26 protein-coding genes and 1 pseudogene are annotated in these 24491 nt (G+C 64.8%); 17 read left to right on the forward strand and 10 right to left on the reverse strand.

Translation table 11 applies throughout. The annotated features are described in order from the left end of the window. Nucleotides 1-481: 481 nt before the first annotated feature. The 9 genes and pseudogenes from G7B69_RS17070 to G7B69_RS15380 form a co-directional block, all read right to left on the reverse strand. Nucleotides 482-736, reverse strand: a complete 255-nt coding sequence (locus G7B69_RS17070) for an HGGxSTG domain-containing protein (protein ID WP_423717957.1) — start codon at nt 734-736, stop codon at nt 482-484. 407 nt (nt 737-1143) lie between these two features. After that, entirely contained in the window at nt 1144-1764 is a 621-nt protein-coding gene (locus G7B69_RS15345) for a hypothetical protein (RefSeq protein WP_207786045.1), read from the reverse strand. 2 nt (nt 1765-1766) lie between these two features. Continuing rightward, nucleotides 1767-2582, reverse strand: a complete 816-nt coding sequence (locus G7B69_RS15350) for a hypothetical protein (RefSeq protein ID WP_166180886.1) — start codon at nt 2580-2582, stop codon at nt 1767-1769. Beyond that, complete coding sequence (locus G7B69_RS15355) at nt 2579-2869, reverse strand: hypothetical protein (protein ID WP_166180888.1); 291 nt, start codon at nt 2867-2869, stop codon at nt 2579-2581. The genes G7B69_RS15350 and G7B69_RS15355 overlap by 4 nt, the downstream gene beginning before the upstream one ends. Next, nucleotides 2866-3069: a hypothetical protein gene (locus G7B69_RS15360; protein ID WP_166180890.1), complete on the reverse strand. Its 204-nt coding sequence runs from the start codon at nt 3067-3069 to the stop codon at nt 2866-2868. Before G7B69_RS15360 ends, G7B69_RS15355 begins: the two co-directional genes overlap by 4 nt. 184 nt (nt 3070-3253) lie before the next feature. Then, the gene (locus tag G7B69_RS15365; protein ID WP_166180892.1) at nt 3254-3439 is read right to left on the reverse strand and encodes a helix-turn-helix domain-containing protein; all 186 of its coding nucleotides are present in this window, start codon (nt 3437-3439) and stop codon (nt 3254-3256) included. Nucleotides 3440-3538: 99 nt separating this feature from the next. Continuing rightward, a complete protein-coding gene (locus G7B69_RS15370; RefSeq protein ID WP_166180894.1) occupies nt 3539-4441 on the reverse strand; it encodes a hypothetical protein in 903 nt (300 codons plus the stop codon). A gap of 5 nt (nt 4442-4446) precedes the next feature. Continuing rightward, on the reverse strand, nt 4447-5691 hold the full coding sequence (locus G7B69_RS15375; RefSeq protein WP_166180896.1) for a tyrosine-type recombinase/integrase: 1245 nt from the start codon (nt 5689-5691) through the stop codon (nt 4447-4449). Nucleotides 5692-6079: 388 nt separating this feature from the next. Beyond that, a pseudogene (locus tag G7B69_RS15380) lies at nt 6080-6253 on the reverse strand (4-hydroxybenzoate 3-monooxygenase); the annotation flags it as partial. Nucleotides 6254-6884: 631 nt separating this feature from the next. Here G7B69_RS15380 and G7B69_RS15385 point away from each other — a divergent pair. The 3 genes from G7B69_RS15385 to G7B69_RS15390 all read left to right on the forward strand — a co-directional run bounded on the left by G7B69_RS15385 (nt 6885) and on the right by G7B69_RS15390 (nt 9170). Next, the gene (locus G7B69_RS15385; RefSeq protein ID WP_166180898.1) at nt 6885-7595 is read left to right on the forward strand and encodes a hypothetical protein; all 711 of its coding nucleotides are present in this window, start codon (nt 6885-6887) and stop codon (nt 7593-7595) included. A gap of 146 nt (nt 7596-7741) precedes the next feature. Continuing rightward, nucleotides 7742-7933, forward strand: coding sequence for a DUF2235 domain-containing protein (locus G7B69_RS16735; protein WP_207786046.1), 192 nt, complete (start codon nt 7742-7744; stop codon nt 7931-7933). Then, nucleotides 7905-9170 (forward strand): phospholipase effector Tle1 domain-containing protein, encoded by a 1266-nt coding sequence (locus G7B69_RS15390; RefSeq protein WP_207786047.1) that lies wholly within the window; start codon nt 7905-7907, stop codon nt 9168-9170. Before G7B69_RS16735 ends, G7B69_RS15390 begins: the two co-directional genes overlap by 29 nt. Before the next feature lie 135 nt (nt 9171-9305). Here the strand turns inward: G7B69_RS15390 and G7B69_RS15395 are convergent, their stop codons facing one another. Next, nucleotides 9306-10031: a LuxR C-terminal-related transcriptional regulator gene (locus G7B69_RS15395; RefSeq protein ID WP_166180900.1), complete on the reverse strand. Its 726-nt coding sequence runs from the start codon at nt 10029-10031 to the stop codon at nt 9306-9308. 476 nt (nt 10032-10507) lie between these two features. Between G7B69_RS15395 and G7B69_RS15400 the strand changes: the two genes are divergently transcribed. Genes G7B69_RS15400 through G7B69_RS15465 form a run of 14 tightly spaced genes read left to right on the forward strand, consistent with a single transcriptional unit; the run spans nt 10508 to nt 24491 of the window. Continuing rightward, entirely contained in the window at nt 10508-10864 is a 357-nt protein-coding gene (locus G7B69_RS15400) for a hypothetical protein (RefSeq protein WP_166180902.1), read from the forward strand. A 49-nt stretch (nt 10865-10913) separates the two neighbouring features. Further along, nucleotides 10914-11525 (forward strand): Pvc16 family protein, encoded by a 612-nt coding sequence (locus tag G7B69_RS15405; protein WP_166180904.1) that lies wholly within the window; start codon nt 10914-10916, stop codon nt 11523-11525. Further along, complete coding sequence (locus G7B69_RS15410; protein WP_166180906.1) at nt 11522-12328, forward strand: hypothetical protein; 807 nt, start codon at nt 11522-11524, stop codon at nt 12326-12328. The genes G7B69_RS15405 and G7B69_RS15410 overlap by 4 nt, the downstream gene beginning before the upstream one ends. A 54-nt stretch (nt 12329-12382) precedes the next feature. Continuing rightward, a complete protein-coding gene (locus G7B69_RS15415; RefSeq protein WP_166180908.1) occupies nt 12383-14101 on the forward strand; it encodes a phage tail sheath family protein in 1719 nt (572 codons plus the stop codon). Nucleotides 14102-14115: 14 nt separating this feature from the next. Then, nucleotides 14116-14571, forward strand: coding sequence for a phage tail protein (locus tag G7B69_RS15420; RefSeq protein WP_166180910.1), 456 nt, complete (start codon nt 14116-14118; stop codon nt 14569-14571). Nucleotides 14572-14585: 14 nt separating this feature from the next. Then, nucleotides 14586-16241, forward strand: a complete 1656-nt coding sequence (locus G7B69_RS15425; RefSeq protein WP_166180912.1) for a hypothetical protein — start codon at nt 14586-14588, stop codon at nt 16239-16241. Further along, nucleotides 16238-16900 carry a phage tail protein gene (locus G7B69_RS15430; protein WP_166180914.1) on the forward strand — a complete coding sequence of 221 codons (663 nt, stop codon included), beginning with the start codon at nt 16238-16240 and terminating at the stop codon, nt 16898-16900. The genes G7B69_RS15425 and G7B69_RS15430 overlap by 4 nt, the downstream gene beginning before the upstream one ends. After that, nucleotides 16897-18246 carry a CIS tube protein gene (locus G7B69_RS15435; RefSeq protein ID WP_166180916.1) on the forward strand — a complete coding sequence of 450 codons (1350 nt, stop codon included), beginning with the start codon at nt 16897-16899 and terminating at the stop codon, nt 18244-18246. Before G7B69_RS15430 ends, G7B69_RS15435 begins: the two co-directional genes overlap by 4 nt. Before the next feature lie 13 nt (nt 18247-18259). Next, the gene (locus G7B69_RS15440) at nt 18260-18430 is read left to right on the forward strand and encodes a hypothetical protein (protein WP_166180918.1); all 171 of its coding nucleotides are present in this window, start codon (nt 18260-18262) and stop codon (nt 18428-18430) included. A gap of 1 nt (nt 18431) precedes the next feature. Next, nucleotides 18432-19520 (forward strand): phage late control D family protein, encoded by a 1089-nt coding sequence (locus G7B69_RS15445; protein ID WP_166180920.1) that lies wholly within the window; start codon nt 18432-18434, stop codon nt 19518-19520. Next, nucleotides 19517-20203, forward strand: a complete 687-nt coding sequence (locus G7B69_RS15450; protein ID WP_166180922.1) for a phage baseplate assembly protein V — start codon at nt 19517-19519, stop codon at nt 20201-20203. The genes G7B69_RS15445 and G7B69_RS15450 overlap by 4 nt, the downstream gene beginning before the upstream one ends. Then, nucleotides 20197-21846: a hypothetical protein gene (locus G7B69_RS15455; protein ID WP_166180924.1), complete on the forward strand. Its 1650-nt coding sequence runs from the start codon at nt 20197-20199 to the stop codon at nt 21844-21846. The genes G7B69_RS15450 and G7B69_RS15455 overlap by 7 nt, the downstream gene beginning before the upstream one ends. A 3-nt stretch (nt 21847-21849) precedes the next feature. Continuing rightward, the gene (locus tag G7B69_RS15460) at nt 21850-22269 is read left to right on the forward strand and encodes a GPW/gp25 family protein (RefSeq protein WP_166180927.1); all 420 of its coding nucleotides are present in this window, start codon (nt 21850-21852) and stop codon (nt 22267-22269) included. Beyond that, a complete protein-coding gene (locus G7B69_RS15465; RefSeq protein WP_166180929.1) occupies nt 22269-24491 on the forward strand; it encodes a putative baseplate assembly protein in 2223 nt (740 codons plus the stop codon). The genes G7B69_RS15460 and G7B69_RS15465 overlap by 1 nt, the downstream gene beginning before the upstream one ends.

Raw genomic sequence — 24491 nt, forward strand, 5'->3', positions numbered from 1 at the left:
CTTTCACTCCGACAGCGCTGGCCAAGATCATGCGCGATTTCGTTATGAATGGTGCGCCTTATCCGGTGCCACCCGAAGAGGTCATACTGGACTGAAGCGCACTCGTTCCAGCGTCCGCAATGGGTCGGGAGCGGACGTGGCTCTAGCCGCCGAACGCACCATCGAGCCGCGCCAGCAAATATCGGTGCAATCGGATGAGCGCCCACTCCAACAGGAGCCAAAGGCAAACGGCGACTGCGAGTCCGAGCCACGCCGGATGCTCCGGCGGAGGACTTGACGTGAAACCACCCGTCCCCCCACGGCAACGATTGCAGCGAAGGCGAAGATTCCTGCAAGTGCGAGCGTTGCAACGCCGGTGACGGCATAGACTGCACCGCGCAGAAGCAACTCTAACGCGACGTTCCAATCGCTACTTTTGAGTTCGTCCATGACCCCAGTGTCGTCTTCTTGGTGAGTGACTGCAATGGGTCGAAAGCAGACATTAGCAGTCCGCGCCATCCACCAGCCGTGCCATCGCTTTCAGCCAGCGCGCGGCGGCTTTCGTTTCGGCTGAGTAGCCGCCATGCTTTCGTGCATTACGATTGCCCTTTGGCGCGCCGGGATTGGTCCCGCCGTGCATCCTGCAGCGCCGTTTGCCCTTCACTGCCGGGGACTGGCACTCTGTTCCCTTGCGCGTCCGGGCTAGGCAGCGTCGGGCAGATGCCAGCCGTTCGGGCTGCATGGGATTGTTCGTCATTACACTGATTTTAATTCCCCCCTGCCATTACCCTCAGGAATCAACACCTTGGGATGGAGAACTCGAATGACATTGCCAAAAAGACCTTGGCCGCGATGCGCGATGCTATGGCTGGCTGCATGCACGGGTCTTCTCGCATGTCCCGCTTCCGCGCAGTCCTATGTCACCGCGTTCAAGTCGGGTGAATCGACTTCAGGCATGACGAAGCAGTGCTATTACAACGCGCTAGGAAGCCAATATACCCAAACGGTTTCGTCGATCACTATTTGCCCACTATCAATTCAAGTTCCATCGGTCCCTTCTTACTCGGCCCCTCAGGTGGAGAGTCCACGAGGTGGTATCGCCTTCAAGAGCGGCGAACAAACAACCGGGATGACGAAGCAGTGCTTCTATAACTATCTCGGGAGTCAGATTACCCGAACGGTCTCTTCCGTGGCTCTTTGTCCCCTAACGATCGGAGTTGGGGGCTGATCGTCATGTGTTAGCGCGGCTGGTTCGCTCGACGAGGCTGGGTAGGTGTGGCCGTGGAATTGATCTGCGACGACTGCCTGCCCGCCCTCGTTCACATGCACATGTTTCACGGTTTGCTCGCGCGGCTGGTGGATCTTCACCAGCGCTTCCAATGTCGAGCGGCAGTTGCTCTGGGCCTTTAGGGCCAGCCGCCCATATCGGTCGGAGGCATCCACATATTCGCCCAGGTTGAGCGCCGCGCGCCGGGCCAGCTCAGCAAACATGCTATCCAGTGTGATTGCGTGTGCGGCGAACATTCGGCTCGCCATGACTAGGTCGCCTTCCTCGGCCTTACGGGCGACTGATTGAACGTGGAGCGCGTAGTCGCTCACGCCCGGCTTCACTAAGTCGTTGCCCAGCAGCTTGCTGGTGAACGCCGATGCCGCAACCGCATTCTTGAGGGCTGGTTGAAGCAACTTGCGGGCCATCGCCTGAGCGCCAGTTTCATCCGGCGATTGCTCGACAACCAATGCATTGTCTGGCTCCATTCCGTCGGTTGGCTTTGTCTTCTTGGCCACTGTCAGTCCTTTGCCTTGCGCGCCTTTGCGCCGATGTTTTGTGAAGTGCCGCAACGCTTGCCGATCACGCGGCCGCCCGGCTCCAGCCGCTCCAGGCTGAATTGTGACGCTGCCTCAGGGCTTGCCCCTTTCAGGACGTATCCAAGCGCCACATCGAGATTGATCGCGTGGAGATCGGGATTGCCGGTCTCCAGCCCCAGCCGCCCGCCAATGGGTTTGCTGTGAATCACGCGCTTCCGGTAAGGCTGGCCCGTGATCCGGCGCAGCCAGCCCCGTTGAAGTCCCGTAAATACGTGAACGAGGTCGGCCGGCACATGGGCGAGCAAGTGGCAGTGACCGCCCTTCCAGTCGCCGTTTTCATGCACCCAGAGCCAGGCCGAGCAACTGCCGTGCCGGGCCAGCGCCTTGGCCATAAGGCCGGTGAAGCGTCCGGTAGCCCTCGCCATGCCTTGCAAAGGCACGCCAGCAGCCTCCCAGTGGATTGTGAGCATCCGGGTAAAGGGCAGCCCACTTGCAGCCGCGTGGCGCTCAGCGGCCTTCAGATTCGCGATTTGAGCCGCCGTCAGGGCATGGCTTTCTCGGCTGGCACGGTTGCGCGCGCCGCCTCTGCCGGTGCGCTTTGGCAAATGCGCTGCCACACCTAAAGTTGAGTTAGTAATCGCAAGGCCCGTGCCACTTTCGGCATTCGGCGGAATTGCGTGAATTTGCGGCTTGGGCGGCGCAATTGAAACTTCACTGAATCTGCGAAACGGTGAAGTTTCAAAGTTGCCGCCACGCCAGTTGCAGGCGTGCTGCTTGGACGTGGCGGCAATCCTCATGCGGCTACCCAGACAATGGCCAGCTTGCCGGTTGCATTCGACCGACGCTGCCCGCTGTCCCGGATCAGCATTTTGCGTTTCAACTCGCTGGTGCGCGGCTGGATCGACCAGCGGTCCATGTCCAGCCGGGCTGCCAGTTCGTCGGCAGTAAGGCAGAGCCATCCTGAATCGCGGATTGCCTCCTCAGCCAGTCGCTGAAGTCGCCCTAGCTTGGGCTTCAGCGCCTCTCCGGCGGCAATGGAGGTTTCCACGTGCCGGTGGCCCGGTTCGTCGGGGTAGACGCTCACAGCGCGCCTCCTGTCGCCAGAGGCGGCAATCCCGCCTTGCCGAGCAGCTTGGCCAGCCAATCAGTCTGAAGCTCACTCAGAGGCGATGGATCGACCGCGATTTGGCCTAGGAATTGCCCGGCCTTGCGGCTGAGGCGGTGTCCGCCATTGAGCAGCGCCAGCGCCGCCGCCCGGTGATCGGAGAAGGGCCGCTCAGTCATTGGCCACCCCCCCAAAACAGAGCCGCGCCATATCCCGCGCCATCGATGGCGAGAGACGGAAACGTGAGGCAAACATTTGCGCCTGCCGCTTCGATGCGGTACGGGAGACATGCAACCAGCGGCCAAGTTGATTGCGCGAAGCCCCGGCGAGACCATCGCCGGGGTTTTGCTTTGGTGCCATCGGTCATGCTCCCGCCTGATATGCCGGGAGGCTGGCCAGATATTCTTCGAGTTCGGCAAATGGGATCAGCGTGCGCCGCCCTGCCTTTCGGGCGGTAATGGCCTGGCTCTTGAGCAATTCATAAATCGCGGTACGAGACAGGCCCGAGAACCGAACGGCCTCGGGCAAAGTGCCGTATGCTTTTGTCATTGGTCAGTCCTGCAACGTCACCCAAAGGCCTGATTGCCCGGACGTTGAGGAATGCAAGATTGTACTGTTGGGAATTGCAGTCAGTAGCAGTTGCACCGATTAGTCGGCAGGGTATTTCCCTTCGGGAAAGGCGTTCCTGATTGAACCTTCTGACGCCAGACCTAGCTCGTTCGCAGCAAGGCGCCCGGCCTCGATACGTTTGTTACCTTCTCGCCTAAAGCGCCAATAGGCTTCTCGCCGAGCGTCGTCGGGGACGATCTTACGTCCTTGAGCGGCGTCCCTCTGAGCCAGATTGACGGCTTCGTACTTGTCGTAAGTTCGACCATGAGCGAGCCGCATTCGCAATTCTGTGCACAAGGTCCCGGCGCGAAACGCATGCCGCATCGCAGCTTCAACATTGCCTAACTGGGCTTGGTCGCGCGCGTTGTAATAAGCGCTCAGCAACTCGCGAGAATACCAAACTAAGCCTTCATGGGGCGCATCATTTCCAGGCGGGATCAGCCATCTCCCTCGATCTATCGGATAAGAGTTGGACGCCCACATCGCTTCCTCAGCCCAGTTGCGAATTTGAGGGTTTATCGTGGTGAAGGGGTTCCTCGCATGCCGCCGTTGTTCCCCCCGGCGACGCCGTTTCATGGCCGGAGATTCACGGATGATCCGCGTGGTACGCTTCCGAGTCAGCCCACTACCGACTGTCTCCCATTTCGCTTCAAGTTCATACTTCGGCTGCCGGTACGGTTTGTTAAACCGGCAGTTTTGCTGAAAGACCTCATCGTCTCCATTGCCGATCGCACGGAAAAGCGCTTCCTGCTCAACTTCCAACTTCCAAGGGCCTATCCTCTCGACCAACTTCGGCCAATGTCCCGCTTGTTGTGTCATTTGCCTTTCGAGATGTTCGGCCTCAGCAGCGGTAAGTGAGAGATGGGCTGTTATCTCGCGAGCATATTCGCGAATGTCCGCTTCCGGCCACTCGATCCAATCGCGATAATCGTAATACTGCATGGTAATTAAGCCACCGCTCCCCGGATGGGGGAAACGTTTGCTCCAGCAGCGACGCCGCTGGCGCAATAGGTCGCCCAATCCGTCATGAGACGCCGCCGCTTGTCGAACATATCGCCGCGCCGGTATGCCGCTTCGGACTTATTGCCGATCACATGGGCCAGCGCCATTTCGCAGACTTCGTGCGCGTAGGCGGTGCATTCGGCTGCCCAATCGCGGAAGCCCGAACGGAAGCCATGCACGGTGCAATCCAGCTTCATGCGGCGAAGCAGCATCGACATGGCCATTGTGGACAGCTTGCCCCCCTTATCGGCTGGAAACAGGCTAGCCTTGCTCAGGGGTTTGACGTTCTCCAGAATTTCGACGGCGCGCGGCGAAAGCGGAACGCGATGTTCCTTGCCTGCTTTCATGCGTGCGGCAGGAATGGTCCAAATTGCCTTGTCCAAATCGACTTCAGCCCAAGTCGCGCCCAGCATTTCGCTGGTGCGCGTTGCTGTCAGAATCGCAAACTCCAGTGCCCGTGCCGCCGTCGCATCGCGCGCCCGGAGCGCGTCAACGAATGCCGGGATTGCAGCATACGGCATAGCCTTGTGATGGCCTCGCGTAAGACGGGAGCGGGCAGGGAGGATTTGCGCGATATGGCCCCGCCAGCGCGCGGGGTTTTCGCCCTCCCGGTATCCGCGCGCCTTGGCGGCATCGAGCACGGTTTCAATCCGCCCCCGGATGCGGCTGGCAGTTTCCGGCTTGTCCTGCCAGATCGGCTCCAGAATTTGGAGCACGTGCGAAGTGCTGATCTCTGCAACCGGCAAATCGCCCATGACGGGATAGACGTAGCTGGCCAACGTGTTCCGCCATTGCTGGCGATGCTTGTCATTGCGCCAGCTTGCCTCGTTGGCGGCGATATAGGCCTTTGCCACGGCCTTGAACGTGATCCCCGCTATCTCTGCAGCCTGAGCCGCCGCAACGGCTCCAGCTGCCTCCCGCTGGCGCTCCTCTAGGGGATCAATCCCCGCCTTCACCTTGAGCCGCAATGCCGACGCCAGATCGCGGGCGTCGGCAAGGGATATGCCTCCGGAGCCAGCCGCGCCCAAGCCGATGTCGCGCGACTTGCCCCTGAGCATGAAGCGATAGACCCAGGATCGCGCGCCGGTTTCCTTCACCAGCAGGTGCAGGCCGCCGCCGTCTGCGTGCCGACCGGGCTTTGCGTTCTTCACCGCCATGGGCGTTAAGGCATTGCTGAGCTTGCGGGGCATGGCTTGGCGTCTCCGTTCCCAAATCCGTTCCCCGATAGTAAGCCGTTTTTATGGGAACGCAACAGGATAGAACGGGACAGGAACACAGGTTGATGCCGGTGCTTACGACTGAATATCCGAGCCTATTTTAATGGAACCGGACATACTAGGACGCTAGTTCGGCGGACTCCCTCTCCGCCAATTGCCGTCCAATATTGCCCGATGCGGAGCGCGGATCCCTGCCTTTTGAGTTGAGGGGGCCGATGCTGGCCAGTCGTGTCCGGTCACATCCGCGCTAGGCGTTAGGGTTGACTTTAGGGAAGGACCGTCTGCTTTGCGCCCTCCTTCCCGTCATTCGAGGGGCTTGAGGGATCGCCCAAGAGCGGACCTAGGGAATTTCGATTTCAACTCAGGCGGGCAACCCGACGTAGTTCTCGGCGATGCTGGTCTGCGCCGCACGGCTCGACGCGATATAATCGAGCTCGGCGACCTGCATCGCACGTTCGAACGGCCCGTCCTGAAGGAAGCGGTGCATCAGGCGGGTGAGCGACCAGCTGAAGCGCTCTGCCTTCCAAACCCGCGCCGTTCCATCGGAGCCGGATCGGCGAAGATCGGCCCGGACCACGACAATCGGCCTGGACCACGACAATCGGCCTGGTGGCCGCGACAACATTTTCGTCCGCGTTCCGGCATCGGCGCCGCTGATCGTAAACTACGAGCCCATCCACGACTGACGGCCAGACCGCGGCTTCCTAAGAACGACTCAGACTGCCGCTTTGACGCGTGGCTGGCCACACAAGAGGAGGAGAAGGCGGGACTGAACATATTATCCGGCAAGGCGTGCAGGAACCATCTCACGAACCTCCCGACAACTTGCAGTGGGACGCACGGCGTAGCTCTCGCCCTGGTGACACTATGCTGGACGTTAGCTTCGACAAGGGGTCCTGTACGCGTGGCCCGCAGGGTGGAAAGCGGACAAAAGGAGGACCGCCCAATCGCAGGCCAGCATTCCCTCAATGCAGGAACTGATGCGTCTAAGCACAATTGTCCGGGGCAGTTCGCTAGCGGACCTGATGGCAATTGAGTAAAGTGGCACGGCGTCTCGACTAATCAGCGCCTCACAAGTTCGGTAAAAAGATTAACCCGTTTGACATCGCAGCCTCATCGGCATTCTACTCCGTTCGTTCTGCGAGGAATCTGATGGAGTCGGAGCCATGACTAATCTGGCTGCGGGCGGGTCCGGACTTTTCAACACGGTCGTCGAACTGGTCAACGTGGGCTTTGCCGGCGTGGGCGTGGTCGTGCTGCTATTCGTGTTCATCATCCTGATGCAGAGCAAGCCGGCCGACACGGGCACGCAGCACCTGCGTCAGCGCTTCCTGACTTTGGGCATGGCGTTCGCGTTCTTTTGCGGTGTGCTGTCGGTTGCCGCCCCGCTGCTGGCGCCGCGACCGATCAGCTCCAAGCCCGCTGACATGTTGCTGAGTTTCTCTCCGCGGTTCGAGAGCGAGGGATTGCCGGCCCCGAACATTACCTTGCCCGATGGCGAGATGATCCAACCGGGCAAGACATTCGCGGCTCAGGGAGGTCAGGTGCTCGTAAGCGTCGACGACGCGCTGAAGAGCATTGCCACCCTCAAGCAAACGGCGTTGACCCTCGCCGACACCGCCGGCGCGGCGCAGAAGCAGGCCGATGCTGCCGTCGCCGCGCTCGCCGAGGCAAAGGATGGGGCCGCTCCCGCTCCAGCAGCCGCTGCGAAGGAGCAGGCGGAAGCGGCGTCGCAGCAAAGTCAGCAGGCCAGCGCGGCGATCAGCACCGCAATCCGCGCCGGAGATTTCAAGGTACTGGAAACGCAAAACCGCACACTCGGCACAACCTCCCGCGCCAGCATCGCAGCGCGTAATAGGGCCATCACGGGCTTTTGAAAGCTGGGGGCGAGAACGAAGGTGATCCACTCCTTTTCCAGCATGGCTTGGCATCACATTTGGTGCCGTGAACGGCATTCACCGAGGAGCACTCGAGGCATTGAATAGTCCTCGAGTTCGGTCGGACCCGGGCATGGGAGCGACAGATGGTTCAGACTGCCCAGCAAGTTGCCCAAGAAGTCAACGTACATGCCCCCGGCCCGCACAAGCGGCTGGTTTTCTGCTTCGATGGCACGTGGAACAGGCTCGATGCTTCCACTCCGACGAACGTGGTCATCACCGCCGAGAGCGTCCTTCCCATGGCCGACGATGGCACGGCCCAGGGCAATCTTTTATGACGAAGGAGTCGGCACGGGTCGTTTCGACCATCTGCGCGGCGGCTTGTTCGGTTTGGGCGTGGTGGACAAGCTCGGCGATGCCTATCGTTTCCTCACCTTCAACTACACTCCTGGCGACGAGATTTTCGTTTTCGGCTTCTCTCGTGGGGCTTTCACGGCTCGCTCCTTTGTTGGCATGCTGCGCAATTGCGGTGTTCTCTCTCGATCGAAGGCAGGCCGGATCAAGGACGCCATCGAGCACTATCGGAGCCGCGACCCCAAGCGTGGTCCGGACACGATTGAGAGCCTCAAGTTTCGCGCCGAAGTGTCAGGGAGCGTCGTCGTAAACCAAGACGAGGATGAATGGCGGGTGATAAATGTGCCCGGTTATATCCGGGGATCAACAGCCGTCCTGAGAGTCCGTTATCTCGGAGTGTGGGACACGGTCGGCGCGCTGGGAGTTCCGAGTCGTTACCGTTTGCTCAGCTTCTTCAATCGCAAGTTCCAGTTCCACGATACGAATCTCTCCTCAATCGTTGAGATGGGGCGCCACGCGGTTGCCATCGATGAGCGGCGAGAGGACTTCACGCCGACGCTGTGGTCAAATCTCGACGATTTGAATCGGAGAATGGGCAAGGACCCCGATAGCTCGTTGGCCCCATATCAGGAGCGATGGTTTCCCGGCGTCCACTGCGGGGTTGGTGGTGGAGGCGATTTTCGCGGCCTCTCCGACCAGGCGTTGATCTGGATTTGGGAGGGCGCGCAGCGGGCCGGCTTGGCGCTGGACGCTTCGCCGGGATCGCGAATTTATGATCTCGCACCCAACTTCCTCGACAGAATTTCGCCATTCGACCTTAGCCATCTCAGCTGGTTCGCAAGGCTCAAAGAGCAAATCATGAGCACTACCTGGCTCAAGGCGAATCGGCTCGGCCCCAGCGTGCTGCGCGACGTGTCAGTCTCGGCCCATAGGCGCTGGCTGGCCGACCCCGCGACGCTGAGGGACGGCAATGGCCCCTATCGCCCGCCACCGCTGATGAAGTTCTCCGCCCAGCTCGATCAAGCGGTAGATGATTTCGTGCTGCCAGTTGCCGGCACTTACAGGATTGTCTGCGTAGAGCCCGGCGACACCCTCGGCACCATCGCGGCGAATGCGCTTGGCGACAAGAAGCGCTGGCGGGAGGTTTATGCCATCAATCGAGACATCTTGGATGATGCGGATCACATCTTTCCCGGACAGACTCTTCGCGTCCCCAACTGAACGAGCTCTGCGCCGTTCCGTCCTTAGCTTTCTGCTGAGCCCAGTGGAGCGAAGGCGCGGCTTTCTTCTTCGCTGGAAGTACCCGAACCGGTACCCCAATTGCGCAGATCTGAGTTCGAATGGCCTGGATCGCTACTAGCGAAGTGGATCACCCGCGGTCCCGAGCGCGAAGATCGCCTGCGGGCCTCTCATGTTCGCCTGATGTGGCGTGTCATCCGTAAGTTGCCGGCCAATCGCGCTGCGCCGCGACAAGTCGAACTTGCCCAGGATGGCGTGGACGTGATTCTTCACGGTGGCTGGGCTTATCGAGAGTTCGCGGGCAATTTGCTTATTCGAAAGCCCCTCAGCGACCATTTGCGCGACTTCTCCCTCGCGTTCGGTCAGCCGTTCGTGCCGTCGGGGCTCGGTCGCACGGGCGATCGCGGCGAACCGGTCGAGCAATTGTGCCGTCAGTGCAGGCGGACAGATGCTCAAGCCTTTCACGGCGATCGACACAGCTTCTGTAATCGCATCGACCGAACCGTCTTCTCCGACGAACGCGCGCACGCCGGCGCGGGCGCAAGCCAGCGCATCCTCGACGCCGTCGACCCCGAAGGCGACGATCTTGATGTCAGGACGTATGGCCAGCAGTTCGCACGCCTGGCTCGAGGCCCGACGACGGGTGGTGTCGAGCACGACGACATCGACCTCTTCTTGCGTCACAAGCGCCAACGCTGTCTCCACGCCGACCGCACCGAGAACATGGAACCGCCCAGTGCGTACGAGAGCGCTCTCGATGCCTTCTCGGAGCAGCGCGACATCCCCGACGACCAATAGGGTGGGAAGATCCGGCGTTCGCAAACTTTGCTGTCCTAACGACATGCGCCCTCCGAAAACGGCAACGCCCCCGGTTAAGTACCGAGGTGATACGCTGCGAAAATTTCCGATCAATGGCAGTCCGCCGATAGCGATTTATACTCATGCTTTGTCCCGGCACGCGAGTCATGTCGGCGGCTAATTGCGGTGAATCGCACGATTTGAACGGTGACCTGAGTGCTAATGAAACTAGTAAATAGTTAAGGTTAACAGCGATTTTATTGCGTTATTTAGTTCGAGCCTTCGGGCAACGCAGTTCTCAGTAGACCGTTCGGTCTAATGCCCGCTTGCTCGGCCCATGCCGAGACATGGGCCGTTTCGGCGATCCGTACGGCCGGGTCCATTCGTCGATGCACCCGCCCAAACGTGGACCGTTTCGACCGGTCCGGCACGGGCCGATATCCGGGACATGCGGTTCATGGCGTGCCGCCGACGGGGAGTGTTAGCACTTTGCCACGGCGTGCTTTCGCGTCCGGGAGGGAATGCCGGTGATACTTGTCGAAATCGACAACATGCCGTCGCTCCTGCGCTCGATCGTTCGTTCGGCGCTCGAATCGCAGGGGGATCTCGACGTGGTGTACAAGTCGGCGGACGAGTTGGCTGACGCGCCCGAGATGGTGGACGTGGTCATCGTCTCCGCGGATCGCGAAAAACTTGGCCGCATTCCTCTAGCAACCTTGGTCGGCGAGAATTCACCGCGCGTCGTGACGCTTTCCGCGGACGGTCACTCGGCCTCGATTCTTCGGCTCACGGCCGAAAACAGCCGGATCGACGCGACATCCGATCTCTCGAACGTCGTGCGCCAGGCCGCGCTGGGACGGCGGCGGGCGAGCCACTGATGCGCTTCGCCTTCACACTTGTGGCGGGCCGCCGGAACGAAAGCGGTTCATGGCGCAGCTGACCGCCATTCACGACGTCGGCGAAAGCATCGCCTTGCTCCTCCAGCGGCGCCGGGCCCTGCTCGCGGCTTCGGGGCAGCTAGGTCCGGTCCCCGCCTCCGAAGCGATCGTCCACCGCCCCTTGAGCGAGATTTCGGCGGCTACGCCACCGAGCTCAGGACTCTCGATCAGCTGCTTTCACATCGGATATTCCGAACATGCGCCGGCGAGAAGCGCGGTGCGCGATCCGGCGACCGCGCACGGCATTTCCCTTGAGCTCCGCTATCTGTTGGCCAGCTGGAGCTCGACCGCAGCGGCCGAGCTCGCGTTTCTCGGTTGGGTGATGCTCGAGCTCAGTCGGCACCCGATCCTGGACCGAAGCATGCTGGTCAATCCGGACAACTGGGACCGGGGCGAGACGCTTCAGATCGCACCGGAAGAGGCATCCGCCGAAGAGCTGTTCCGCATTTGGGATGCGCTAAAGCAGAAGTACCGCCTTGCGGCCCTGTTCCGGGTTCGGGTCGTCCGCATCGGCTACGGCCCCGCCGCCGACGGGCCACCCGTTGTCGCTTCGCGCCTGCAGTTCGAACACGGCGAGATCGAACTGGGAGGGGTGGTATGACGATGATGGTATCGCCCGATCTCCTCGACCGCCGCGCTCTCGCTCTCGTGGCGCTGGTCGATCCGTTCGGCCGGGCGCTGACCGGGCCGGCGCGTCTCACCGGCGAGGGCTTGCGTACCGTTGCCAAGCCCGGCGGCCGCTGGGCCCTGCTCGCCGCCGCGGGTCTCGAGGCCCATGTCGGCGCCTTCGACGCGGCCCCGACGACGCCGGCGCGGGGCTCGATCGCCTGCACCATCGACATCAAACCGTTCGACCGCGCGCTGGCCCCGCGTCGCGCGGCCGTTCCGCTCCCGCGCGACCCGGACCCGGCGCATAAAAGCCAGGCCGGCAGCTTGTTCCAGCCGATCGTGGTGACCCTGTACCCCGGGTCGACCATGCCGATCCCACCGACCTCGGCTGGGGTGAGGGTCACCGTGCGCAAGCGCGGCGACGGCCGGCGGGTGGCGAACGCGCTGGTGCGGGTGAGAAGCAACAACGGGCAGTTTTCCGCCCAGGCAGTCAGCGACGCCACCGGCGAAGCGCTCGTAATCGTGCCGAACTTTCCGCTGGCGTTCACCGGCAACGGCGGGTCGGTTGCCGACACCTTGCCGGCCAAGGCGACCGCCGTCGCCGATCCGGACAAGGCAGTGCTCGTCGCCGACCAGGACCTCGCGGCGGCGCGGGCGCGGGCAGCCCTGGCCGACGGCAATTTTCCCGACCCCGATGCCCTGGCCGCCGCTTTCCCGGCGCCCGCGTCAGGGACCAACGTCCAGCTTTCCGTCCGGGCAATCGCCACGGCCGACGTCGAATGGCGCGCGCCGTGACCGGACAGCCACTCTCCCCCCGCCCGCGTGCGGGCAACTCGCAGGAGCTGTTTCATGGCTGAATATCTTGCCCCAGGCGTGTTCGTCGAGGAGACGAGTTTCCGCGCCAAGTCGATCGAGGGCGTCGGCACCAGCACGGCGGCGTTCGTCGGCCTCACCTCGCGCGGGCCGCGCGCCGGGCAACCGGGCGACCCCACCCCCGCGCTGCTGACATCGTTTGTCGATTTCGAGCGCATCTACGGCGGGATCGACGACCTGCGAATAAGCGACGCGCCGGTGATCAACTACCTTGCGCACGCGGCGCGAGCGTTCTTCAACAACGGCGGCGGACGGCTCTATGTCGCGCGAGTTCTTGCCGCCGGCGCCGCTGCAGCATCCGCGACGGTCAATCCGACGGCGGCCAACAACAAGAAGGTCACCTTCGCTGCCCGCACCGCAGGTGGTGCCCGCCTGGCGGGGACCGACGCGAATTTCCGGGTGGTGGTGACCGAGAACTCTCTGGCCACGACCAAGCAGCTGGCCCTGAAGCAGCCGCCGGGTACGACGATCAAGACCCCGGCGGGGGGCGCCAACTTCGAATACTACGTCCTTGGTCGGCCGGCCGCCGAAGGTCCCAAGTTCGCCGCCCTGGCGGACGGCGACGCGTGCGAGATCATCACTCTGAACGCCGAGGTCTCCGACCCCACCGGCCCGGTCTACGAGGCCAGCGGGCTCGGCCTCGACCCCTCGCACAGCCGCTATATCGGTTTGGTCATGGGCGCGTCGCCGCCGCAGTTGCGCGATCGCCTGACGAACCCGGTGATGGTGACGATCGGCTCCGCCGCCGCCGCCGGCGATCTTCATGACATCCTGAACAAGGTCGACGGCCCGATCGATCTCAAGGGTGGCAGCGATGGAACGGGCGATCCCGCGGGATACGAGGAGGCGCTCGACGCGCTCCAGGCGCTCGAGGACATTTCGATTATCGCCGCGCCGGGCCTTTCGACGTTCGCCAATATCGCGGCCGACGTCCATCAGAAGCTGATCGGACATGCCGAAGCGCCGCGCGCCTACCGCATCGCGGTGCTTGAAACGCCCCCGGACAAGGAGCCCGGGGAGATCGTCGATCTCAAGGGCAAGATCGATAGCACCAAGGCGGCGCTTTATTATCCGTGGATCTCGGTAGCGAACCCGGCAGCGGCGACCGATCCGACCCAGCAGACGATCATCGACCTGCCGCCGTCCGGCCACGTCTGCGGTATCTACGCGCGCACCGACATTCAGCGCGGCGTGTGGAAGGCTCCGGCCAACGAAACGGTGACCGGGGCGATCGGCCTGCAGCGGGCGATCTCCTTCGGCGAGCAGGAACGCCTGAACCCGCTGGGAATAAACTGCATTCGCGCGCTGCCCAATCGCGGCATCCGAGTGTGGGGCGCACGCACGATCAGCTCCGACCCAGAATGGAAGTACGTCAATATCCGGCGTTACTTCATCTACCTGGAGAACTCGATCGACCGGGGCACCCAGTGGGCGGTGTTCGAGCCCAACGGCGAGCGGCTGTGGGCGAACATCCGCACTACCGTGGCGGATTTTCTCTACAACGAATGGGTCAACGGCGCGCTGCTCGGCTCGACTCCGAAAGAGGCGTTCTTCGTCCAATGCGATCGCTCGACGATGACCCAGAACGACCTCGATAACGGCCGACTGATCTGCCTGATCGGCGTCGCCGCGATCAAGCCCGCCGAATTCGTCATCTTCCGCATCGGCCAGAAAACCGCCGACGCGCGCGGTTGAGGAGGTAATCCGACATGCCTACACGCGACACGCCTTTCGGTGCCTACAACTTCCTGGTGGAGTTCGACGGCAACGAGGCATCGAACTCCGCTCTCGGCGGCTTTTCCGACGTCTCGGGCCTCGGCGCCGAGATCACCCTGATGGAATATCGCCAGGGCAACGACCGCGAGAACCGCGTCCGCAAGATCCCGGCTCTGCACAAGGCCAGCGACGTGACCCTGAAGCGCGGCATCATGGGCCTGACCAACTTCTGGCAATGGGTGAGCATCACGCGGGTCGACCCGACTCACAAGCGCAACGTGTCCATCGCGCTGCAGGACGAGGTCGGCAACCCGATCATGAAATGGCGGCTGATCAACGCCCGGCCGATGAAGTGGACCGGGCCGACCCTGGCCGCCAAGGGGGCGAGCGATGTCGCCATGGAGGAGCTCGTGCTCGCCTCCGAAGGCATCGAGATGGAAGAGGTCTGAGCGGGACCTGAGCGATGAGCCTGCCGGGTGTCACTTTCATTCGCCGTGAGCCGGGGCCGGCCGTGCAGCTGGGCCGGGCGGACGTCGCGCTGTTCGCAGGGCTGGTCGCGCGCGATCCGGCGGCGCTGCCCGAGCGCCTGCGCGCGTTCCTGGCCGAGGGCGGATGGGTCCCGATGACGCGGCCCGAAAGCGGCGACAGCGCCGCCACGCTGGCGTTGCTCGGGCTGCCGGTACCGGTGGAAAGCTGGGACGAGTTCACGGCGCTCTACCGTTGGGACGGTCGCGAGGTCGAGAACGGCGCGCCGGGCACGATCCCTTCCAACCTCGGCCTGGCGGTGCGAAGCTTCTTTGCGGAAGGGGGTCGCAAGGCCTACGTCCTGCGCACCGGCGATCCGCTGCCGCTGGTCGATTTCTCGGTAACCGAACAGGCCTTCGTGGCCGCCAAGCGCGACCTGCTTGACGGGCTCGGCAAGGCTCGGCTCGGCCAGGAGGGGCTGGAGCGCCTGCCGCTGCTGCCGGGCTTCGCCGAGCCGGACAACGATCCGGACCCGTCGCACCGTGAGACATGGACCGGCGCCGCAGCCCTGTTCGGGATCGAGGACGTCGCGATGCTGCTGCTTCCCGACCTTGTCGAGCTTTGCGCCGGGCGGCCTGAGCAGGTGACCGGCGAGGCACCCCCGCCGGCGCCGGCAGAGGATTTTAAGCCCTGCGCCCCGGCGCTCCCCGCCGCCTCGCCCGACGATCGTCCGGCGATGCCCGAATGGCGGGCCCCGAGGCTGGCTCCCGCGGATTATGCCTTGTGGAGCCGCGCGCTCGGCCATGTCCTCGACTTGCTCGGCCGGCCGCGCGGTCCATCGCACCGGCGCGACGTGATTCTGGTCGGCGCCCTGCCGCTGCCGCTCGCCAGCTCCGGCCTCGACCGGGGCGAGGAGCGTAACCCGCTCCTGCTGCTGTCGGAAAATGACGCCGTCATCCACGGCCAGACGCTGTTCTCGGCGGATCAGATCGGCAACGCCAGGCTCCAGCTGGCCTATCCATGGGTTTCGACCGAGGCTTCGAAGCTCTGCCCTGAAGGGGTGGAGTCTCCCGACGGCGTCTTCGCCGGCTTGCTGGCCAAGCAGGCCCTGGCCAAGGGCGCCTTCCACAGCGCCGCGGGGCAAGAGCCGGTGACCGTGCGCGCGACCGTGCCTACGCTCGACCTTGCGGATCTGCGCAGCAGCAGCGATCGAAGCGAGTGGCTCGGCGAACGGATTTCGCTGATCGGCCCGCGGCATGGTCGGCTTGCGCTGCTGAGCGACGCGACCATGGCCGACAGCCGTGCCTGGCGCCCGGGCGGTGTTTCGCGCCTGATGAACATCGTCCTGCGGGCCGGACGGCACCTGGGCCAGGATCAGATGTTCGAGCCCAGCGGACCGCAGCTCTGGTCGCGCCTGCGCAACCAGATGGAACGCTTTCTGGACGATCTCGCGGGCCGCGGCGCGCTCACGGCTGCCGGTGGCCAAGCGCCATACGAAGTGCGCTGCGACCGCACGACGATGACCCAATCGGACATCGATGCCGGCCGAGCGATCATGCAGGTCGGCTTCACCGTCGCCTATCCGGTCGTGCGAATCACCGTTTCGCTGAATCTCATAGAGCCGCCGCGTACGGTTGCGAGGGAGGCCGCATGACCCTGACGCTTCCCGACGCCAGCGACTGGCGCACGCCTCTCGGCAATTTCGCCTTCCATGTCTCGTTCGAGACCGATGGGCTCGACGTTCCGACCGAGCCGTTCGGCGCCTTCTCGGAGATTTCCGGGCTCGAGGCTACCATGGAGCACAAAGTCATCAAGGAGGGCGGCCGCAATTACGGCCCCTCGCTGCGCATTGGCCCGGTCAGCTTCGCCACGGTGATCCTCAAGCGCGGCATCGTCGAAGTCGACAACTTGTGGAACTGGTGGTCGCTGTTCACCGGCGCCGACGGCGAGTCCAATGCCTATCCGGCCTCGCGCAACAGGTGCGACGTGCTGATCGGCATGATCGGCTTGAAGCCGTTCCAGGCCCAGCCGGCCGCGCCAAAGGAAGGCGAATACCACTACAAGGACACGTCGAATACGGCGTTCGGCAAGATGAGCGTCCAGGTCGACGCCTACAACACCTTCGGCCGCAAGCCCTCGGAGCCGCCCAAGCCGGTAGACCCCAGCCCCGAGATCAGGGCGGTCTGGCGCCTGCGCAACGCAATGCCGGTCAAGTTCCGCGCCGGCGACCTCAACGCCAAGGGCACCGACATAGCCGTCGAGGAGCTGCATTTGGTCCACGAGGGACTGGCGATGGAGAGGCCGAGCCAATGACCCTGCTCACGCCGGCCTATATCGTCAGCAAGCGGCAGAGCCCGCCGTCTCCGCCGCAGCCTCGAGCGCGGCGGTCGAGTACACCGCCGGCGGACCAGTTCACGGACGACGACCTGCTGGTTGTCGATTTCAACCCGACGACGCTGCGGCTGACCTACAACAACCAGTTCGGCGACGGGAAACCGTACTCGCATGCGCGGGAAACCGTGGCGAAGCTCGATGTCGAGCTGCTGTTCGATACCACCGAATACGGCGCCAGCGTGATGGGCAGCCTGAGCCGGCTGGCGACGATGACGCGTTCCGACGCCGTCGCCCCGGCGACACCGAGCAGCGGCACGCCTCCGCCCCCGAGCGGCAAGGTTCCGGTGATCGAGTTTCACTGGGGTGGGAAGATGTTCGAAGGGGTCGTCGAATCGATGACCCAGACGATCGAGTACTGGTCGCTCGAGGGCATTCCGCTGCGGGCGACGGTGCAGCTCTCACTCAAGGAAACCGCGAAGACCGACCCGGTTCTCGATTCGACGGCGAGCCAGCCCGATCCGACGGCGTTCGCGACCGCGCCGGTCACGCCCGCCCCGACCGGTGGCAGCGACAAACCGGCGACAGATGCCGCGACACAGGGCGGCAATCCGGCAGCAGGGCGTAGCATCGCCGCGTTCAACGGTCTGGAATCGATGCGGGGCGGCGTCGGCGCGTCAGCCGGGGCCGGCGCCTCGATAGGGGTTTCGGCGAGCGTCAACCTGACCGCAGCGGCCGGCTTTGCCGCCTCCGGCGGTGTGTCGGCCGGGGCGGGCGCCGGGGCTTCGCTCGGCTTCGGCCTGGGCGCTTCGGCCGGAGCCAGCGCCGGTGCCGGGCTCGGCGCGGCCGCCGGGATCGGCATGGCCGGGGGTGCATCGATCGGCGGGGGGGCCGGAATCGGGATCGGCGCCGGCGCGGGCGTAGGAATTGGCGCGGGAGCCGGGATCGAAATCGGGGGCGGAGCAAGCGCCGGCGCCTTCGCCGGGGCGAGCGCCTCGGCGGGGGCCTTTGCCGGCGCGAGCGCTTCGGCCGGGGCGTTTGCGGGAGCGAGCGCCTCGGCAGGCGTCTTCGCCGGCGCAAGCGCAAGTGCTTCCGCCGGAGCATTCGCCGGCGCGTCAGCCAGCGCCGGGCGCAGCGCATCGAACGGCGCCTTCGCCGGCCTGGGCCAATCGAAGACGATCGTCGGTAACACCGGTATCGATCCCAACCGGCTGATCCCCCCGCCGCCGCCAGTTCCGGCGGGCGCGAACGCCCGTTTCGACAGCACCGGGCGCCTGCTGACCGACGGTACGACGACCGTCGCCCAAGGCTACGTGCGGATATTTTGAGGGAGCGCGCGCGATGGCGGTCATCATCCAGGAAGTGACAGCCGAAGTTCCCGAAGCGGCACCGCGTCCCGCGCAGCCGCAGGATCCCCAGGCCGCTTCGTCGGGCCAGAACCTGACGCTCGAACGGCTGCGTGCGGCCCTGCTGCGCGATGCGCAGCGCCAGGCCCGGCTGTGGGCCGACTGAGATGGCGCTGGACGATCCCCAAGCGGTCCATTCGACGCTGCCGACGGTCGAGATCGACGGACAAAGCTATCCGCTGCTCAGCGCCAACATCGTGTCCGTATCTATGGAAGAATCGCTCGGCGGCATGTCATCGCTGGAAATGAGCGTCACCGACTGGGTCGCGCGCGGCGACGGCAGCGCCGGTCACGGCTCGGACTCGGGGTCGCCGCTCAAGCTCGGCGCGGGCCTGCGCATGTTCATGGGCCCCGCGGCGGTGCAGGCCGGCGAAGTGTTCGACGGCCAAGTGACGGCGCTCGAATGCGAAACGCGCGAGTCCGAACCGCCACTGATCACGGTGATCGCCGAGGACCGGCTGTTCACCGCCCGCCGCAAGCGGCGTTCGCAACTGTTCGAGAACAAGTCGATCAGCGACATCGTCAACGCCATCGCCGGCGACCACGGCCTCACGCCCGAAGTGCGTGACGGGCTGCCGACCTTGACCGCCACCTGGGCACAACAGGACGAAACCGACCTCGCCTTCCTGCGCCGCATCCTCGCGCGCTTCGACGGCGATCTGCAAATCGTCGGCGCCAAGCTCCAGGTCGGCAAGATCGGCCTCAACCAGCGCAGTGCGCTGACACTCACCGCCGGCTCGACGCTCGAATCGGTGCGGGTGACGGCGGACGTCGCCGACCAGGTCACCGGAGCCAAGGTCACCAGCCACGATCCGGCGACAGGAGATGCGATCACCGGCGAAGCGCAAGCGCAAGGCAACGGGCCAGGCCAGGGCAAGACCGGCGCCGACGTGCTCAACGACAAGTTCGCGGCGGTCGCCTGGCCGCTCGGGCACTATGGTCCGATGAAGCAGGCCGAGGCGGACGCCATCGCCCAGGCCGAATACGACCGCCGTTCCCGCGCCTTCGTCCGGGCGACCGGCACCGCCATCGGCAACGCGCAGCTGCGCGTCGGCAGCTGGGTTACGCTGGCGGGCGTCAACGCCCAGTTCGCCAATGACTATGCGGTGATCCGCTGCACCCACCGCTACGAGCCGGTTCACGGCTACCGCACCGATTTCGTGGCCGAATCGGCCTACCTGGGAGACCCGGCATGAGCGGCAGCGCGAGCGCATTCGCCGTCCCCGCCTGGTGGCTGACCGGGGCGCACCTCGCCAAAGTCACCTCGGTCAACGACCCCGACAGCAAGGGCCGCGTGCAGGTTCAACTGCACGGCGCCGATCCCGACGGCGAAGCCAAGCTATGGGCACGCGTGGCGGTGGGCTTTGCCGGTTCGAACTACGGCGCGTTCTTCATTCCCGGCGTCGACGAGGAAGTGGTCGTCGTCTTCAGCGGCGGCGACGTGCGTTACCCGATAGTCATTGGCGCGCTGTGGACCGGCGCGAACGACCTCCCGGAAAGCCTGAGCGGCGACAAGGTCGATCGCTGGACACTTACCGGCAAGGACGGAACGCGAATCGCGATTGTCGAGGAAGGCGCGAGCCAGGCCAAAGTCGAGATCGAGACACCCAACGGGGCCAAGGCCACGCTGACCGACGAATCCGGCGGCGAGATCACCCTGACCGTGGGCGGCAACACGCTGACGATGGACACTTCGGGCGTGTCGGTCGAAACATCGGGCGAATTCAGCGTGCAAGCCTCGAGCATCACCATGAGCGCCGGTTCGCTGACGGTCACGGCCGGCTCATCCGACTTCAGCGGCACAATCTCGTGCACCAGCGTCACGACCAGCAGCGTCGTTTCCGGGAGCTACACGCCGGGAGCTGGAAACATATGGTGACGACGCTCCTCCACCCGGCCGAGCGGAGGCGCATCGAGGCGCGTATCCCGCCCGCGGCCGACCACGAGGTGGTCCTGCGCCCGCTCGGCAGCGCGGTGCTCGACCCGACCGCCGTGGGGCCGTTCCGTGAACTCATCGTCACCAGCACGGACCCCAAGTTCTTCCCCGCACTGGTGGCCGATCTCAAGCGGTCCGACTGGCGCGCCCTGCTCGACGTCATGCGGCGCCGACGTGTCGGCGATGACGGCTTGCTCGAGCTCAACCCGCCGCTGCACAAGCGCACGCAAGTCGCGCTGTTCGAGGCGGTCTGCCGCCGCCCCGGCGCTCCGCGGCTCGACGCCAAGCAGATTACCGGCTCGGGGCTGGTGGTGCGGCGGCTTTCGAGTGGCCGGCGACAAGCCTGGATCAAGGTCGGCGGGCGGGTCGCGGGGTGGCAAAGCGCCAGCGAAGCGGCCGACTACGATCCCGATCCGAAGCAGCGGCGGACCTCGCACAAGGCGAACGCGGCGATCCGTCAGGCCATCGCCGAGCGCAAGGGGATCTCCGACGACGCGGCCGAGGATGTAACCCAGCTGTTCGTACTCCCGCCCGAAGTGTGCGAGGCTCGCGGCAAGACCATCCTTTTCGGGGTGATTCCGGTGGTCAGCTCCGAGACGGCCGAGGGACCGGGGCCGTCGATCGACTTCGGTTCGCTCGACGCCACCGATCGCCAGGAAATCGTCGACCACTTCTCGTCCTACCTCAAGGAACGCGCGTCGACGCCGATGCCGCGGGCGGGCGCGGCCCTCGACCCCAAGTGGAATGTCCTGACGGACCCGCGCGACGATAGCGGCAATCCCGATCCCCAGATGAAGGCGTTCGGGGTGTTCCTGCATCAGGCGCTGAGCGAGCTCGACTTGTTCGGCTCGTCGGCTGCCTCCCAGCGGCTCGCGGCATCGTTCGCCACGATCCGCCTGCCGCTTGCCAAGGACGGTTACGGCAACGTGACGCAGGACACCGATGCCGCCAGTTTCCTGCGCGATGCCATGCGGCTGTTGCTCGATGCGACGCCGCAGACGGTCGGCCTTGCGCCCGGGGCTCCCACCGCCAGCGCGCAGATGCCGCTCGAATGGCCGACGATCGATTCCTCGACCGGATCGGAGCTGACGGCGGCAGCGCTCGACTGCCTTTCCTCGCAGCACGCGCGGCTTTCTCCCTCGCAGCCGAGGTACGACGGCGATGCCAACCGCTATCAGGTGAAGGGCTTCATCCGCCTGAAGGGCCACGGCGAGTGCCCGGAAAGGATCGTCTGGAGCGGCTACAGCGAGCCGTTTCGCATCGTGCCTTGGTGGGACGGCGAGGGGCCCGGCGTGAAGATCAACCTGCCCTCGATGGACAAGTTGCGGCAGCTCAAGCCGAACGTGTCGTTCGCGATACCTCCGAAGATCGGCAAGGTCCTCTCCGGAGACCTCTCCAAAGTGCTCGACGGCGAAGACCCGGGCGGGATCGAGCTCGGCTGGCTGTGCAGCTTCTCGATTCCGATCATTACCCTGTGCGCGTTCATCGTGCTGCACATCTTCCTCGGCCTTCTCAACATCGTCTTCTGGTGGATGCTGTGGTTCAAGATCTGCATCCCGATCCCGAAATCGAAGTCGGGAGGCTAGGCCATGGCAGGTCCCGTCCTTTCTTCGACCAGCGGCACGCAGTTCGTCGAGCCGATCGGCTGGCCGCTGATGCCGGTGCCGGATGACGACGGGCGGTTGAACTTTCCCGACCTTGCGACATCGGTGCGCGAACGGATCGAAGCGATCCTGCGGACCGCGCCGGGCGAGCAACTGATGCGCCCGAGCTTCGGTGTCGGTCTCGAGCTGATAGTCCACCAGCCGAACACCCTGGCGCTCCGCGGTGGGCTGGAAGAGCGCATCGGCGACCACCTGGCGGCGTTCGAGCCGCGCATCCTGGTCGATCGGGTCACCGTGGCGGAAGGAGACGACAGCGCCAGCCTGTTGATCACCATTGCCTACCGGCTGCGCGCGACCGGCGTGGCCGGCCGTGTTTCCGCGCAAGTGCCGTTGGGAGGAGCCTGATGCCCATTCGCCCGCCGGCTCTCGACGATCGCAGTTTCGACGACCTCGTCGCCGACCTCGTCCGCCGTATTCCCGCGCACACGCCCGAATGGACCGACCCGCGTGTCGGCGATCCGGGCCGCACACTGATCGACCTGTTCGCGTGGCTTGGCGACACGATCCTCTATCGCGCCAACTTGATCCCCGAGCGACAGCGGCTGGCGTTCCTGCGGTTGCTGGGTCAGAGCATGCGGCCGGCGCAGCCCGCTTCCGGGCTGGTTCAGATCGTCAACGACGATCCCGCGGTGTCGGCCGCGACCCTGCCCGCAAGGCATGGCTTGAAAGGCCCCACCCCCTTCGAAACGCTCGAGGAAATGACCGCCCTGCCGGTCGAAGGAAAATGCTATATCAAGCGCCGTCCGAACGACGACGAAGCGGCGCAATTCGCGGACCTCCTGCCCGATCTTCAAGAGCTTTACGGTCTCGCCAGCCGCCCATCGGCCTACGTCACGACGCCGGTCTTCATCGACGGCGCGGCGGAGCCGGCCGGCCGCGACCTGGCAGCGGAGACCATCGATACGACGCTCTGGATCGCACTGCTGGCGCTGCAACCGGGCGATGCCGAAGTCGAAAAGGCTCGCAAGGCGCTCGGCGGCGGGACGAGCGGCGAGCGCGCGGCGCTGAGCATCGGCGTGGCGCCGGCGATCGACATTCCGGCGGCGCTCGCCCCCGTCGGACCTCGCGCGCCGATTCCGCACAGCTGGGAAATCTGCGGCCCGGACGCATCGGGCACCGCGTTTCTGCCGCTTGAAGTCCTCGCGGACCGCAGCTCCGGCCTCACCGCGTCGGGGACGCTTCGTCTGCTGCTGCCGGGCGGCGACGACTTCGGCGCGCCCAAGAACGACGTGCTGCAGAAGCTCGACGCCGGTGTCGGCAGCGCTCCGCCGCGGATCGATGACGAGAAGACGGCCGCCCGCATCGTGACGTGGATCCGTCTGCGGCCCGCACGCGCGCTCCAGCCGGGTACGCTCAAGCTCGCCTGGGCCGGGATCAATGCGGTTCGCATCGAGGCACGCAAGTCGCTCGGGCGCCAGCATGTCGGCAAGGGCAGCGGGATGTCCGGCCAGGAAGTGTCGCTCGGCATCACCAACGTCGACCCGCAAACCCTGCAGATCGAAGTCGAGGAAGAAGAAGGCATGGTGCCGTGGCGCCAGGTTCCCGACGTGCAGCTCGGCGGCCGCAACGAACGGGTCTATTCGCTCGATCCAGAGGCGGGCACGATCCGCTTCGGAGACGGGATGCACGGCTTGGCTCCGGCGATCGGCAAGGCGATCCACGTCGCCTATGCGCGCACCGGCGGGGGCGTCGCGGGCAATCTCCCGGCGGGGACGCTCAAGGCGATAGATCCGCCACCGGCTCTTCCCGGCGGCGGGGGGCCGTTGCCGAAGCTGAAGGCGGCCCAGCCACTGGCGACCAACGGTGGAGTCGACGCGGAAACGCTCGCCTCGGCCGAAGCGCGCATCCCTTCGCTACTGCGCACTTGCGATCGTGCCGTTACGCGCGACGACTGGAAGCTGCTGGCATTGCAGACCCCCGGCCTCGCCATCGGGCGGGTAGAGGTGCTCGAGCGATTCAAGCCGCAGCAGCGGCGCTACGACATCCCCGGGATCGTCTCGGTCATGGTGATCCCGGCCCGCTTTGGCGCGGCGCCACCAGCGCCGCGGGCCGACCGCGAGACCCTGGAGCGAGTCTATGCCTGGCTCGATCCGCGGCGTCCGCTCGGCAGCGAACTCTACGTCATCGCGCCGGATTACGTGCCGATGGGCGTCTCGGCCGCCGTCGATCTGGTTGATCCGGCACAGCGCGACAACGTGCTGGCAGCGGTGAAGGACGCGATTCGGCAATGCCTGTGGCCGCTCGCCCCGGGCGGCCCGGACGGGACTGGATGGACCCTCGGCCGAGCGATCGACGACCGGCAGATCGAAACGGCCATCGCCCGCGTTGCGGGGGTTCGCTCGGTCGCCCCCGTGCGCTTGTTCACGCGAGCCGGCAGTGGACAGCGCTGGACCATGATCGGCGAGGATTCGAGCGGCCGCGCGCAACTGCGAATCGAAACCTGGCAGTTGCCAGAGCTGGCCATGCTGAGCGTGGGCGTGGGCGACAGCGCCTCGACCAGGCTGGGCAGCGGCGATGATACCGGCGACGGCGGCATTGCCGTGCCGGTGGTGCCGGAGGTCTGCTGA

Origin of the sequence: Croceibacterium segetis, assembly GCF_011320115.1 — a bacterium.
Taxonomy (GTDB): domain Bacteria; phylum Pseudomonadota; class Alphaproteobacteria; order Sphingomonadales; family Sphingomonadaceae; genus Croceibacterium_B; species Croceibacterium_B segetis.